General features: G+C 59.8%; 9 protein-coding genes and 1 pseudogene. 4 read left to right on the top strand and 6 right to left on the bottom strand.

The annotated features are described in order from the left end of the window. The first annotated feature begins 27 nt into the window (after positions 1 to 27). Positions 28 to 237, top strand: a complete 210-nt coding sequence (locus HU765_RS04080; RefSeq protein ID WP_186619222.1) for a hypothetical protein — start codon at positions 28 to 30, stop codon at positions 235 to 237. Between the two features lie 497 nt (positions 238 to 734). Here the strand turns inward: HU765_RS04080 and HU765_RS04075 are convergent, their stop codons facing one another. Next, positions 735 to 3,824, bottom strand: coding sequence for an efflux RND transporter permease subunit (locus HU765_RS04075; protein ID WP_186619140.1), 3,090 nt, complete (start codon positions 3,822 to 3,824; stop codon positions 735 to 737). Continuing rightward, a complete protein-coding gene (locus HU765_RS04070) occupies positions 3,821 to 4,930 on the bottom strand; it encodes an efflux RND transporter periplasmic adaptor subunit (protein ID WP_186619139.1) in 1,110 nt (369 codons plus the stop codon). The genes HU765_RS04075 and HU765_RS04070 overlap by 4 nt, the downstream gene beginning before the upstream one ends. A 127-nt stretch (positions 4,931 to 5,057) precedes the next feature. Between HU765_RS04070 and HU765_RS04065 the strand changes: the two are divergent. Then, positions 5,058 to 6,514, top strand: a pseudogene (locus HU765_RS04065) (efflux transporter outer membrane subunit). Positions 6,515 to 6,579: 65 nt separating this feature from the next. Here the strand turns inward: HU765_RS04065 and HU765_RS04060 are convergent. From HU765_RS04060 to HU765_RS04050, 3 genes are all read right to left on the bottom strand, one after another. Beyond that, positions 6,580 to 7,851: an outer membrane protein transport protein gene (locus HU765_RS04060; protein WP_186619138.1), complete on the bottom strand. Its 1,272-nt coding sequence runs from the start codon at positions 7,849 to 7,851 to the stop codon at positions 6,580 to 6,582. A gap of 181 nt (positions 7,852 to 8,032) precedes the next feature. Then, the gene (locus tag HU765_RS04055; protein ID WP_186619137.1) at positions 8,033 to 8,659 is read right to left on the bottom strand and encodes a TetR/AcrR family transcriptional regulator; all 627 of its coding nucleotides are present in this window, start codon (positions 8,657 to 8,659) and stop codon (positions 8,033 to 8,035) included. A 143-nt stretch (positions 8,660 to 8,802) separates the two neighbouring features. Next, positions 8,803 to 10,125 (bottom strand): APC family permease, encoded by a 1,323-nt coding sequence (locus HU765_RS04050; protein ID WP_186619136.1) that lies wholly within the window; start codon positions 10,123 to 10,125, stop codon positions 8,803 to 8,805. 175 nt (positions 10,126 to 10,300) lie between these two features. On the opposite strand from HU765_RS04050, the gene HU765_RS04045 reads away from it, so the two are divergent. Further along, positions 10,301 to 11,245 (top strand): chromate resistance protein ChrB domain-containing protein, encoded by a 945-nt coding sequence (locus tag HU765_RS04045; RefSeq protein ID WP_186619135.1) that lies wholly within the window; start codon positions 10,301 to 10,303, stop codon positions 11,243 to 11,245. Then, the gene (chrA, locus tag HU765_RS04040; protein WP_186619134.1) at positions 11,238 to 12,596 is read left to right on the top strand and encodes a chromate efflux transporter; all 1,359 of its coding nucleotides are present in this window, start codon (positions 11,238 to 11,240) and stop codon (positions 12,594 to 12,596) included. The genes HU765_RS04045 and chrA overlap by 8 nt, the downstream gene beginning before the upstream one ends. 161 nt (positions 12,597 to 12,757) lie before the next feature. Here chrA and HU765_RS04035 read toward each other — a convergent pair whose 3' ends face one another. Then, positions 12,758 to 13,891, bottom strand: coding sequence for a nickel/cobalt efflux protein RcnA (locus tag HU765_RS04035; RefSeq protein WP_186619133.1), 1,134 nt, complete (start codon positions 13,889 to 13,891; stop codon positions 12,758 to 12,760).

The raw sequence follows: 13,891 nt of genomic DNA, 5'->3' as shown, positions 1-13,891 counted from the left end.
CAATCAACTTTGACCGGAGTCACCGCCATGAAAACTGTAAGCCAACTGATCGCCGTCGCCACTTTCGCTCTGAGCGCCAGCGCCTTTGCCGTACCGACCAATCAGGAAGATCGCTTTTTTACCCAAGTCAGCGAACCACGGCAGGCACTGGCTGCCGACGGTTCAGATCGTACCCCGCTGGGTCAGGCGCTCGCCGCGGATGGAGCGGATCGCACACTGGGTCAACGCGCGGTATAGATTCGTGATACTGAAAGAAAAAGAGCCCTGCAGAGTTTGAATCTGCAGGGCTCTTCTGTTTGCGCACGCGGTGGTTCAGACACCACAAGGGACTTTGTGGGGCTGCCCCGAATCTGAGTCTCACCCGAAATCCTGTGGGAGCGGGCTTGCTCGCGAAGGCGTCAGGTCAGGCAATTCACCTGTGGCTGACACACCGCTTTCGCGAGCAGGCTCGCTCCCACACGGGGTTTTGTGGGCTGCCCCGAACCTGAGTCTCACCCGAAAACCTGTGGGAGCGGGCTTGCTCGCGAAGGCGTCAGGTCAGGCGATTCATCTGTGGCTGACACACCGCTTTCGCGAGCAGGCTCACTCCTACAAGGGGCTCTATGGGCTGCCGCGAATCTGAGTCTCACCCACAATGGGTTCTGTGGGCTGCCCCGAACCTGAGTCTCACCGGAAAACCTGTGGGAGCGAGCCTGCTCGCGAAGGCGCCCGCCCAGACACCACAACCCACCTGTTTAAAGCGTTTTTACTGTTTCACTAGATCCTTCGCTCTGAGGACGGATCTTGAACCAGATCGCATACATCGCCGGCAGAAACACCAGGGTAATAATGGTGCCAACAAACGTCCCGCCGATCAGCGTATAGGCCAACGTCCCCCAGAACACCGAATGCGTCAGCGGGATGAACGCCAGAATCGCCGCCAGTGCAGTCAACAACACCGGGCGCGCCCGTTGCACGGTCGCTTCGACCACGGCATGAAACGGCTCCAGCCCTTCTTGCTCGTTGTGGTGAATCTGTCCGATCAGGATCAGCGTGTTGCGCATCAAAATCCCCGACAGCGCAATCAACCCGACCAGCGCATTGATGCCAAACGGCTGGTTGAAGATCAGCAGAGTCGGCACCACACCAATCAAGCCCAACGGCGAGGTCAGGAAGACCATGATCATGGCCGAGATCGAACGGACCTGCACGATGATGATGAGCAGCGTCATGGCGATCATGATCGGCAGCAACGGCAAAATCGCTTTGCCCGCCTTGCCGGATTCTTCAATGGCGCCCGCCTGTTCAATCCGGTAACCGGAAGGCAGTGCCTCGATGATCGGCTGCAACTGCTGGATGATCACACCCGAGACGTCCGGCGGTTGCAAGCCTTCGGCGATGTCGCCACGCACGGTGATGGTGGGCGTACGATCACGGCGGCGCAGGATCGGATCTTCCATGCGCACCTCGACCTGCCCGATCTGCGATAACGGGATTCGCTGGCCCGCCGCACCGACTAATGTGAAGCCCTCGATCTGCGCCGGGTCCAAGCGGATGTTACCCGCTGCACGGCCAACAACCTGCACTGAGCGAATATCCTCACGAACCGCCGTGACAGGGACGCCAGTCAGCAAGAACTGCAACTGCTGGGCTACCGCATTCGAAGTCAGCCCCACCGCCTGCAAACGGTCCTGATCCAGATTGAAATGCAACGTCGGCGTGAGCGGTCCCCAATCGGTATTGACGGTTCTCATCATTGGGCTGTCCTGCATCACGCCCCTGACCTGCTCGGCGATGTTACGTAATTTCGCCGGATCAGGCCCCATCACCCGATACGCCACCGGGAAGGGTGAATACGGGCCGAAGACAATTTGCGTGGCCCGAACTCGCGCCTCCGGGGCAAGCCCTTCGGCCACCGCTTCGCGCAAACGAAACTTGAGGGTTTCGCGGGCCTCCTGGCTGTCCGTCAGCACAACGATTTTTGCGAACGATGGATCCGGCAGCTCGGGCGCCATCGCCAGGAAAAAACGCGGCGCGCCCTGCCCGATATAGGCAGTGACGATCTTGGCCTCGTCCTGCTTTTGCAGCCAGGCCTCGACCTTGGCCGAAGTGGCACTGGTCTGCTCAATCGAGGTCCCATAGGGCATCTGTACTTCGATCATCACTTCAGGACGGTCGGAGGTGGGAAAGAACTGCTTCTTCACCAGCCCCATGCCCGGAATCGCCACGACGAACAGCGCGACAACCGTGCCGGCCACCAGCCATTTGCGCGTAATCACCCACGCCAGAATCCGGCGAAAACGGTTGTAGCGCGGCGTGTCATAGATCGCCGCATGCCCGCCTTCGACTTTTTTGATGTCTGGCAAAAGTTTCACGCCCAAATAAGGCGTGAAAGCCACCGCGACGACCCACGAAGCGATTAGCGCGATGCCGACGATCCAGAACATGTTGCTGGTGTATTCGCCGGCGGTTGACTGGGCGAAACCGTTCGGCAAAAAGCCTATCGCCGTCACCAGCGTGCCGGCCAGCATCGGCGCCGCCGTGTGGCTCCAGGCATAGGCCGACGCCTTGATACGGTCGTAGCCCTCCTCCATTTTCACCACCATCATTTCAATAGCGATGATGGCGTCATCGACCAGCAGCCCGAGCGCCAGAATCAGCGAGCCCAACGTAATCCGGTCGAAGTTCTTGCCGGTGGCCGCCATCACCACAAACACGATCGCCAGCGTCAACGGCACTGCCGCGGCGACCACCACGCCGACACGCCAGCCCATGCTCAGGAAACACACGAGCATCACAACCAGCAGCGCGACAAAAAACTTGACCATGAACTCGCCGACAGCCGAGTCGATATTCACCGCCTGATCGGTGACTTTCGCCAGGGTCATGCCCAGCGGCATTTCCTCATTGATCCTGGCAGTCTCGGCATCCAGCGCCTTGCCCAGATCCAGACCGTTCCAGCCCTCGCGCATCACCACACCGAGCAATAAGGCTTCCTCGCCGTTGTTGCGCACCAGAAAGGTCGCCGGGTCTTCGTAGCCACGCTCGACCGTGGCCACGTCAGAGAGCTTGAGTGTCCGCCCTTGCGCAACGACCGGCGTGTCACGGATTTTCTGCAACGTGTCGAATGCACCGTCGACCCGCAGAAAAACTTCCGGTCCCTTGGTTTCGACCGATCCGGCCGGCGTCAGCACGTTCTGACTGTTCAATGCAGCGAAGATGTCCTGCGGCGACAAGCCCAGCGTCGCCAATCGGTCATGGGAAAACGAGACGAATATCCGTTCGGCTTGCTCGCCAATGATGTTGACCTTTTTCACCCCTGGCACATGCAACAGGCGCTGGCGTAACGTCTCCGCATCCCTTACCAGCCTTCGCTGCGGCTCGCCCTTGGCTTTCAAGGCGAACAGCGCGAACGTCACGTCGGAAAACTCATCGTTGACCATCGGCCCGACGACACCCGCTGGCAGCTTGATCGCTTCATCGTCGAGCTTTTTACGCGCCTGATAAAACTCTTCCTGCACTTGCGCAGGCGGTGTGCTGTCGAGCAACGAGAGCATGGTGAACGCCAGTCCCGGACGGGTGTAGGTTTCCGAGCGGTCGTACCACTTGAGTTCCTGCAGACGTTTTTCAAGGGGTTCGGCGACCTGGTCCTGCATCTCCTGCGCAGTCGCTCCGGGCCACGCGGTGATGACGGTAAGTTGCTTGACCGTAAACGGTGGATCCTCCGCGCGCCCCAGTTTGAAGAACGCCAAAACACCTGCAACGGCAATCAGAAAAATCAGGAACACCGTAATCGCCCGTTGGCGAACAGCAATGGCAGAGAGGTTGAACCGGCCCTCGCTCATGGACGACCCCCGGCCATCTGAGCGTCATCACGCGTAAGCACGCGCACTTCCTCGCCTTCGCGTAGCAGATGGGCACCCAGCGCGACAATGTGTTCGCCAACGTTGAGCTCGCCAGCGACGCGGGCCGCATCGTCGCTCAAGCCCAACACCTCGACTGGGCGCCAGGTGACTTTCGCGGGTGTCCCGGCGATGGTCCACACGCCGGGGCCTTTGCCGGGGTTGTAGACGGCAGCGATGGGCACCTGCAATGCCTGTTTTGGTGCAGAGTCTTGGGCGATATCAACGGTGACCGTCGAGCCAATCGGTGCATTGGCCAATTTGCCTTCGAGCACATAGCGCGCCTCGAAAGTGCGTGTCGTGCGGTCGGCCGAGTCGGAAAGCAGGCGCAGTTTTGCGGTCACGGCACCCGATGTGTCGCCATACAGTTTTGCCTGGGCGATGGAGCCTGGCGCAGGACGTAGCGTCTCCGGCAGATGGACGACGGCTTCACGCTGGCCCGCGCGCGCCAGTCGAACCACCGGTTGCCCCGGGCTGACGACTTGCCCAGGCTCGGCGAGGGTTTCCACCACCACGCCGTCAGCGTCCGCCACCAGAACCGCATAACCGGAAGCGTTACGCGCCACATCGGCTTGCGCGACGGCGGCGCTGAGTTGTGCCCTGGCGGTGTCGGCAGCGGCCTTGATCTGGTCGTAGGCCGATGCCGAGATCGCGCCGGCGGCGACGAGGTCACGATTGCGCGCCTCGTCATCGGCTGTCTGTTTGGCCCGGGCGCGAGCGGCGGTGACCGCCTCTTGCTGTGCTCGCGCCTGAAGCCCGAGGTCGATCGGGTCAAGACGCATCAGCGGCTGACCGCGCTTGACCGTCTGACCGGTGTCAACCAAACGTTCAAGCACCTTGCCCGAGACGCGAAAACCCAAGTCGCCCTGAACGCGCGCGGCCACGACACCGGTGAAGGAGCGTGAAGCCTCATTGGCGAGCTGCACGGCAGCCGACCTGACAACGGGCGCCTGGGTACGCGGATCTTGTGCGGTGGAAGAATCCCCACATGCCGTCAGGGCCAGGGGCAACAAACATACCGCGAGGGGGAAAGGTCGGAGCCGGCGCATGGATTTCCTTTACTAAAATAGGATGATCATCATATTCTCAGTCTTGTGACCAATATCGTCAACAGTCACTAACAGCGTAATTTTCCTTCGCACGCTTGAGAGTCACGTAACCCACACAGGAATTTCCATGCACCTCCTCCGCCCCATCACCCTTTTGCTCAGCGTCGGCTTGATGGCGGGCTGCACGGTTGGCCCGGACTACCAGCGCCCGCCCGCCCCGCTGCCGGATTACTTCCAGCGGCAATCGTCCATGGCGGGGTCTGAAGCCACGCCGAGCAGCCTTGTCGCTTGGTGGGAAAGCTTCAATGACCCGGTGTTGACCCACCTCATCACCCAGGCCCTGGCGCAGAATCTCGACCTGGCGCAGGCTTCGGCGCGAGTCACCCAGGCTCACGCCGGACTGGGCACTGCCAATGCCGCGCTACTGCCCTCGGCGACTGTCAGCGGCCAGGCTGCGCGCGCCTACCAATCCGTCGAAACGCCACTGGGCCAAGTGTTGAATTCGACACCTGGCTACGACCGATATGGCAATACCTACGAGGCCAATCTTGAGGCTGGCTGGGAGCTGGACGTATTTGGCGGATTGCGCCGAGAGCGCGAGGCGGCCTTGGCCGAGTACCAGGCATCCGCAGCGGGATTCATCGCCACACGCTTGGCGATCGCCGCGCAAACCGCGGATATCTACGTCACCCTTCGCGGATTACAGACGCGATTGGAGATTGCCAACCAACAAGTCAAAACCCAGCGCGCACTGCTGGAAAAGGTCCAGTTGCTTTACAGCAAGGGCCTGGCGGCGAGCTATCAGGTTCGGCAGATTGAAGGTGAACTGTCTCAGGTCGAGGCGACTGTGCCGGTGCTGCAAACCGGTGTGGATGCGGCCATGAATGCAATGGATGTGCTGCTCGGCACGCCGCCCGGCACTCATCGAACACAACTGGCAGGCGCGGGACGCATTCCGGTTGCGCCGCAGTTGCAAGCGCTGGGAACGCCGGCCGACTTGCTGCGGCGCCGGCCGGACCTGATCGTCGCCGAGCGCCGACTGGCGGCCTCCAACGCGCGCATCGGCTCAGCGGTCGCCGAGTACTATCCGAAATTTTCGCTCGGTGCCTTGGTCGGCAGCGCAACTTCCGTCTCCAGCGGCAACCTGTTCTCCAATGGCGCCAGCCAAGCGGCGGGTGTTTTCGGCTTACGCTGGCGGCTCTTCGATTTTGCGCGGATCAACGCGCAGATCGATCAGGCCAAAGGTCAGGAAGCCGAAGCCTTGGCGGCGTACCGCCAGTCCGTATTGCGCGCAACGGAAGACGTAGAGAACGCGTTGTCCGCACAGGTCAATCGGCAAGCCCAGGCCATCACGCTTGGCAACGGTGAAGTGGCGCTGACACAGGCTCGGCAGTCAGCGTTCAGCGCCTATGAGAAAGGCTCGGCCAGCTTGATTGATGTGCTGCGCGCGGATCAGACGTTGCTGCAAACCTCGGATGCCAGAGCGCAAGCGCAAACCGAAACGAGCCGCGCGGCGGTGGCGTTATTCAAGTCGCTCGGGGTGGCTGGCAACCCGGCGAGGCGCAGTCTGTAGCGGCGCGGTAAATCGCTGCGACGACTGGAGAGCGTGAGCGGGCCGGAAATCACCCGGCCCGCTTTTTAACGCTGAATCAAAAGCGGTAACTGACAGAGGTGCCGAGCCCGCTGGCGCTGTTTTTGTATTGGGCGCTGTACGAACCTTTGCCTGCCGAGGTGTGGTTGATGTCGACGCTCTCCTCCCAGAGATAGGAATACGCGACGTCGATGGTGACGTTCTGCGCGGGCGTCCAGCCGGCGCCCAGGCTGAACACCTTGCGATCGCCTGTGGGAATACGCGGCCCACGATTGCTGTTGTTGGCAGGCGATTGATCAACCGAGAACCCGGCACGCAGGACCCATTGGTTGTTCAATTGATACGCCGCGCCGATGGCGTGAGCCCAGGTGTCATGCCAGTTCTGCTCTTCGCTGATCGTGCCCAACTGGCCGCTGAGCAATGGCGGCAAGCCGCTGTTTTCAATCGTCAGCTCTTTGAAGCGACTCCAGCGCGTCCAGGTGCTGCCGGCATACAGCGTCCAGTCGTTATTGAGTTGATGGGTGACCGAGAAGTCCACCGACTCAGGCGTGTCCACGTCCAGCGATGCGTCATAGCTGCGGCCACTGACGCCCAGCACGTTGAAGATGCCATCGGTGAGTTTGGTTTTCGCATCGAGGTGGTAACTGACCTTGGAGTGATAGGTCAGGCCCAAGCGCGTCTGCTCGCTGGCCTGCAGCATGATCCCGGCGTTAAAGCCCAGCGCAGTATCGTCTCCGGTACTTTTGACTTTGCCGTCATTGCGCCCGGGACTCAGCGGATTGGCAACCATCCCCGACAGCTCCCCGCTGATGCGGTTGATGGTGGGGCCGAAGCCGATCGACACTTTATCGTTGAAGGCATAGCTGATGGTCGGCTGGAACGTCAGCGTGGTGACTTCGCTTTTATTGGCGTAGTAACGGCCGGCGAAACCGCTGCCGTAGTCAGTGATCAAACCAAACGGCACATAAAAGCCGACACCGAAAGCCCAATGCTCATCGATGGGTTTGACGTAGTAGCCCATCGGTACGGTGGTCGTCGGCACCATGTCACCGTCTTCTTTCCCGCCGAACGTACTGCGGGTGTGGCTGATGTCGGACTTTGCGAACAGCGTTGCCTGCCCCACGCTCACCTGCTCTGTTTTAAGCCGTGCCATGCCCGCCGGGTTGCCGAAAACGGTACTGGCGTCTTCGGCCGAAGAAGACCGACCGGCAAAACCTGATCCCATCCCGCTGACGCTTTGCTCATTGAGTGCAAAACCGCCCGCCAGGACATTCGACGAAGCAAGCACGACAGCCAGCCCAACGGGGCGCTTGAGCATTGTTTTTTTCATTGTGTGGACTCTATGGGTGTCTCTGAAAGGGAACATCGAGCACTGCAGCCGCTCATGTTATCCGAGTGACCATATCAGTCAACAGTCACATTACCTGCAGTCGAATGCTTCCACGGTGCGGGTGCGTCGAGAACAGAAAATGGCGGGGGACGGCTGATCCGGGATCCGGATCAGCGGAGGATCAAGGCATCAAGCTGCGCAAGATGAGATTTGAGGTCAGCGTCGGCGCCACCTCGATGAAGTCCAGGTTGTGTTGCAGCAGCAGCGGGTTGACGAAGGGGCGCAGCGCCAGGTGGATCGACTCAACGGTTTCGTCCAGCGGCGTCTTGCGCTCGAACTCACCGGCCTCACGCCCTTCTCGCAGGATGTCAGTGATAAAGCGCTTGATCTGGGCATCGTAACGTTGAGCGCTGGGCCAATTCTCTCTGGCGGCAAACGCCGCGATGTCGTAGAGCTTGCGGTCGTTGAAGAACAGGTCCACACCCGTGGCGATCACGGTCTTCACCAGTCGGCGGAAACGCTCGGTGGGCGTCAGGTTTTCCTCGTTGATCGCCTGCTCGACCGCCGCGACGATTTGCGCCAGACAGTTCGCGCAGATGGCTTCGCCGATCGCCTGTTTGGAATCGAAGAATTTGTAGATGTACGCCTTGGAAAAACCGATGGCCTTGGCCAGGTCGGAAACCGTGGTTTTGGCGTAGCCGTACTGGCTGAAATGCTCGTTGGCCGCCGCGACAATCTGATCACGAATGTCGTGATCGACGGGGCCACGCGGACCGGGAAAGGATGAGGAAGCGGAGGTCTGATTCATCTGGGCAGCTTACTCACCCGACCGCAGACTGACAACGTGTGACGCCTTTGAATATCACTAACCGCCCACTGTGGGAGCGAGCCTGCTCGCGAATACGCCCGCCCAATCAACACAAGTCCTCCAGCTCGCCGAAAACCGCTGCGCTAACCGGGCTTACCAATCGCAGACAAACTGATACGAGAGCAGCCGTGCAGCAACATCCCCACGACGATCAACGCCCCTGCCCGCAACCAGGTCTCCCAACCCTGCTGGCTGAGCAGCACCAGACACGACACGATCGCGAGCACTGGAACAAAGGTCGGAACGCGAAAGTGATCCTCCTCAACCCTGTCGCGGCGAAGGACGAGCACCGCCACATTCGTACTCAGAAAAACGAACAGCAACAGCAACACTACGGTTTGCGCCAACGTTGCCAGGGTACCTGTAAGCGTCAGGGCAATAGCCACCACGGTGGTTGCGACGATTGCAGCCCATGGGGTTTTTCGTTTAGGCAGAACCGCGCCCAAACCGCCTGGCAACAGCCCCAGGTTCGCCATCCCGTAAGTCAATCGACTGGCCATGATCATGGTTAACAGCGCACCGTTGGCGACAGCTATCAGGGCAATGAAGGAGAACAGCGCTGGCGGGATTTCGAGCGTCGATGCCCGGACAACTTCGAGCAAAGGCGCCGACGTGGACACCAGTTTTTCGGTAGACAACACCGAAGAAGCTGCCACGCCCACTGCCATGTAAACCACGCCAGCGGTCAGCAGAGCCGCGAACAAGGCACGAGGGTATACCTTGCGAACGTCCTTGATTTCCTCCGCCAGATTTGCAGAAGTTTCGAAGCCTACGAAGGAATAGAAGGCAAGCAAAGCCGCACCCAGCACGGCCAGCATCGGGCTCACGCCAGGCTTGAACGTGAGTGTTCGTCCCAGATCCGCCTCGCCTGTGCGGAAATACCAGACAGCGGCCACGATAACCAGAATCAACCCTGACAGTTCAATCACGGTCATCACCAGGTTTGCCCCGAGCGACTCCTTGATGCCTCGCGTGTTGAGCAGGCCAATAGCCAAAAGGAAAACCAGCACTGCGATCTGCGGCGATACGTCAACGAAGGCGTTGAGGTAATCACCGGCAAACGCAAGCGATAAACCCGCCGCACTAGTGACCGCAGCAGACAGCATGCAAAAACCGACGAGGAAAGAAATGAGCGGTGACCTGAAAGCCTTTTCAGCGAAGACCGAAGCAGCGCCGGCGTGGGGATATTTGGTCACCAGCTCTGCGTAGGAGCCCGCCGTCAACATGGCGAAAACAAGTGCAATCAGCAGCGGCACCCATATGGCGCCTCCCACCTCCCCGGCAATCGTTCCGGCAAGTGCATACACGCCCGCGCCCAGAACATCGCCGAGAATAAACAGAAACAGCATCGGGAAAGTGATTGCCCGGCGCAGAGCGGTCTTATGGGTGGAAGCAGCCACGGTCATTCCTTGATTAAGGTGTAGTCGTCAGCTTCGGGGGGCGGAGCTGGAAGGTTGTCACCTCAAACAATGGAAATGGCGTGTAACGCAAAGTTCAAAATCTGTTTCGAGGCGCGACCTTCCCAATCGACGAGCCCCCATGTAATGTAATTCACACTACAAATAATTTATCTGTCTCTACATGACCAATTGGCTAGCTCTGATCCTCGGCTTACCCACCGCCAATGCCACCGAACGCATGCGAGCCTGGCGCGCGTTGAAAGCTTCCGGGGCCGCGGTGCTGCGCGATGGCGCGTATTTGCTGCCGGACAATCGCCCCTGCCATGAAGCCCTGACGTCGGTGGAGCGCGATATCCTCGCCATCAATGGCACGGCGTACATTCTGCCGGTCGTCGACCCCGCCGGTGAGCGCTTCGTCAAGTTGTTCGACCGCAGCGATGACTACGCAAAGCTCAGTGCGCAGATCGAAGAATGCCGCGGACAACTGAATGCTGAAAATGCGCTGGCAACCAGCAAACACATTCGCAAGCTGCGCAAAGCCTACGATCAACTGGTCAGCATCGATTACTTCCCAGGCAAGCCCAGACAGCAGATAGACTCGGCATTGCAGGCGCTGGAGACGGCGCTCAGTAGAGCCCTGTCGCCGGATGAGCCACACAGCAGCGACCAGCCAATAACCGCACTTGATCTCGACGATTATCAAGGCCGTATCTGGGCGACCCGTAAACGTCCTTGGGTCGACCGGTTGGCCTGTGCCTGGTTAATTCAGCGCTTTATCGATGCCCACGCTCGGATCCTCTGGCTGAACACGCCACAGGAGTGTCCGGTCGATGCGCTGGGTTTTGACTTCGATGATGCGGCCTTCAGTCATGTCGGTAACCGTGTCACCTTCGAAACCCTTCAAGCCAGTTTTGCACTTCAACAACCAGGCTTAAGCCGAATTGCCGCATTGGTGCATTACCTTGATGTCGGGGGTATTCAGCCGATGGAAGCTGCCGGTATCGAACGGGTACTGTCCGGGCTGCGAGAAACCATTACCGACGATGATCAACTACTGGCTGCCGCGAGCGCCCTCTTCGATGGGCTGCTCGCCGGGTTTGCGAAAGAGGAGCAACACAATGGATAAGGTCTCGCCACCGGCGGAGGAAGCAGATCTGTCGAGGCCTGAGCAGATCAGCCTGCGGGAGGCATTCTGGTTCTGGCTGAAGCTCGGCTTTATCAGTTTTGGCGGGCCAGCGGGCCAGATCTCGATCATGCACCAGGAGCTGGTTGAGCGGCGGCGCTGGATTTCAGAGCGCCGATTTCTGCATGCCCTCAATTACTGCATGCTGTTGCCTGGACCTGAGGCTCAGCAGTTGGCGACGTACATTGGTTGGCTGATGAATCGAACCTGGGGAGGCGTAATCGCCGGAGCGCTGTTTGTGCTGCCATCCCTGTTCATCTTGATCGCCCTTTCATGGATGTACATCGCGTTCGGCGACGTGCCCGTGGTGGCCGGGCTGTTTTATGGAATCAAGCCTGCCGTAACGGCCATTGTTGTGCAGGCCGCGCACAGGATCGGCTCGCGGGCACTAAAGAATAATTGGTTGTGGGCGATCGCAGCGGCCTCATTTACGGCGATATTTGCCTTCAATGTCCCGTTCCCTCTGATTGTTTTGGGGGCCGCGCTGATTGGCTATGTCGGCGGGCGGCTGGCGCCTGAAAAATTCACGGCCGGTGGCCATGGCGCTGCCAAAAAGTCCTTCGGCCCCGCCTTGATCGATGACGACACCCCTACCCCGGAACATGCACGCTTCAGCGGGTTGAGACTGGCATCACTGGCCGTGATCGGCGCTGTCTTGTGGGCGCTGCCGATGGGCGTTCTGACCGCACTCTTTGGCTGGGAAGGCACCTTGACCCAGATGAGCTGGTTTTTCACCAAGGCGGCACTGCTGACTTTCGGCGGGGCTTACGCCGTGCTGCCCTATGTCTACCAAGGCGCCGTCGGTCACTATGGCTGGCTCACCCCTACGCAGATGATCGACGGGCTTGCACTGGGTGAAACCACGCCCGGGCCGCTGATCATGGTGGTGGCTTTCGTTGGTTTCGTCGGTGCGTATGTCTTGCAAGTGTTCGGTGCCGATCACGTATTTCTTGCGGGCGCTGTGGCCGCGGCCCTCGTGACCTGGTTCACCTTCTTGCCTTCGTTTCTGTTCATCCTGGCAGGCGGCCCGCTGGTGGAGTCAACTCACAATGAACTCAAGTTCACCGCACCGCTTACCGCGATCACAGCCGCTGTCGTTGGGGTGATTCTCAATCTGGCGTGCTTCTTCGGCTATCACGTGCTTTGGCCGACAGGCTTTAGCGGTAACCTCGACTGGCCCTCTGCACTGATTGCCATTGCAGCGGCGATAGCTTTGTTCCGCTTCAAGCGCGGCGTCATTCAAGTGCTGTTTGCCTGCGCGCTTGCCGGTTTGGCAGTGCATCTGCTGCGCTAGCTTTGACGCGCAGATTAAAGAACCTCCGTCGGGCATCCGGCCCGTCGGAACACTGCACTGGATCCCTTAAGACTAAAGGGACCCGCTCGCACAAAAGCCCAGCCTGACGCTGGGCTTTTGCCGTTTAGTGGCAGTGGTAGTCGTTGGTTCTGAAATCCTGGCTATGCATTCAGGCCGACCCAGCCATGAAAGCCGACATACAGCCCAACGCCAATAATCAGCACGCTGGACAGGTACGGAGCGCGGCGCGCCATGGTGCCCAGCCAGGGCCAGCGACTGGAAGCCTGTTTGGCACCAATGGCGGCGGCAGCGCCGACAGTGACCAAAGTAAGCGCCAGGCCGATGCTGAAACACAAGACGAGCATGCCGCCGAGCGCGACCTCTTTGACTTGCAGACACAGCAACAGAACGGTGATGGCCGCCGGACAAGGAATCAGGCCGCCCGTCAGCCCGAACATGACGATCTGGCCTGTGGTGACTTCGCGGTTGGTGAACCGTTTACGGATATCGTTGGCATGAGCACGCTCGTGCGCATCCTGATAGCCATTACTCGACAGCTCCAGACCTTCCAGTCCGGAATGCGCATGCCCGTGATCGTGCTCCTGGAACGTCAGGTCGTAATCATGGGAATGCCCAGCGTGCCCGAGGCTCAATCGAGCGCTGAACTCATGCGGCTCTGGAATATCGAGCGTCGACTGCAGAAAACCTTCACGCTCGACGAAAGCGAATGACTGGCTGCTGCCGTCCGGACGCGTCGTGGTCAGGCGAACATCCGAGGCTGCCCAGGCCTGCCCGCTCAACGTCCTCATGCGCCAGCGCGGTGGCATGCCTTCTTCGAAGATCGAGAGTTCAACACGGCCGTGGCCTGTATCGACCCGGTGAGTCTCTTCGTGATGACCATGATCATGCTCACCGTGGTGGTGATCACCCTGCTCGAACCTGAACATCTGTTCACCGCGCCAGGTACGCCACAGCATCCACAGTGCAATGATGACGATCAAGGCGGCAGACGCGAGCTGGAAGTAAGGCTCGGTGGTTTGCGCATCCAGCCCTTGGCCCAAGTACATACCGCCAATGGCGACCAACCACACTACCGCAGTGTGCGACAGTGTCGCGGCCAGCCCCAACAAAACAGCCTGTTTGACCGAGCCACGGATGGCCACGATGAACGCCGCCATCATGGTTTTCGAATGTCCCGGTTCCAGGCCATGCAAAGCACCCAGCAAGATAGCGCTGGGGAAATACAGCCAGGCGTTAGCCCCGCCTTGTTGCAGCAGTTGGGCGAAATCGGGCAT

The sequence above is a fragment of the Pseudomonas sp. SWRI81 genome (assembly GCF_014268545.1).
GTDB classification, from domain to species: domain Bacteria; phylum Pseudomonadota; class Gammaproteobacteria; order Pseudomonadales; family Pseudomonadaceae; genus Aquipseudomonas; species Aquipseudomonas hamedanensis.
The sequence above is the reverse complement of the archived record's forward strand: the minus strand, read 5'-3'. Positions and strand labels throughout refer to the sequence as shown.

Coding starts and splice junctions, on each gene's coding strand:
- HU765_RS04045 (WP_186619135.1), top strand. CDS start 10,301: ATGACCAATTGGCTAGCTCTGATCCTCGGCTTACCCACCGCCAATGCC.
- HU765_RS04035 (WP_186619133.1), bottom strand. CDS start 13,891: ATGCCCGATTTCGCCCAACTGCTGCAACAAGGCGGGGCTAACGCCTGG.
- HU765_RS04070 (WP_186619139.1), bottom strand. CDS start 4,930: ATGCGCCGGCTCCGACCTTTCCCCCTCGCGGTATGTTTGTTGCCCCTG.
- HU765_RS04055 (WP_186619137.1), bottom strand. CDS start 8,659: ATGAATCAGACCTCCGCTTCCTCATCCTTTCCCGGTCCGCGTGGCCCC.
- HU765_RS04080 (WP_186619222.1), top strand. CDS start 28: ATGAAAACTGTAAGCCAACTGATCGCCGTCGCCACTTTCGCTCTGAGC.
- HU765_RS04060 (WP_186619138.1), bottom strand. CDS start 7,851: ATGAAAAAAACAATGCTCAAGCGCCCCGTTGGGCTGGCTGTCGTGCTT.
- HU765_RS04050 (WP_186619136.1), bottom strand. CDS start 10,125: ATGACCGTGGCTGCTTCCACCCATAAGACCGCTCTGCGCCGGGCAATC.
- HU765_RS04075 (WP_186619140.1), bottom strand. CDS start 3,824: ATGAGCGAGGGCCGGTTCAACCTCTCTGCCATTGCTGTTCGCCAACGG.
- chrA (WP_186619134.1), top strand. CDS start 11,238: ATGGATAAGGTCTCGCCACCGGCGGAGGAAGCAGATCTGTCGAGGCCT.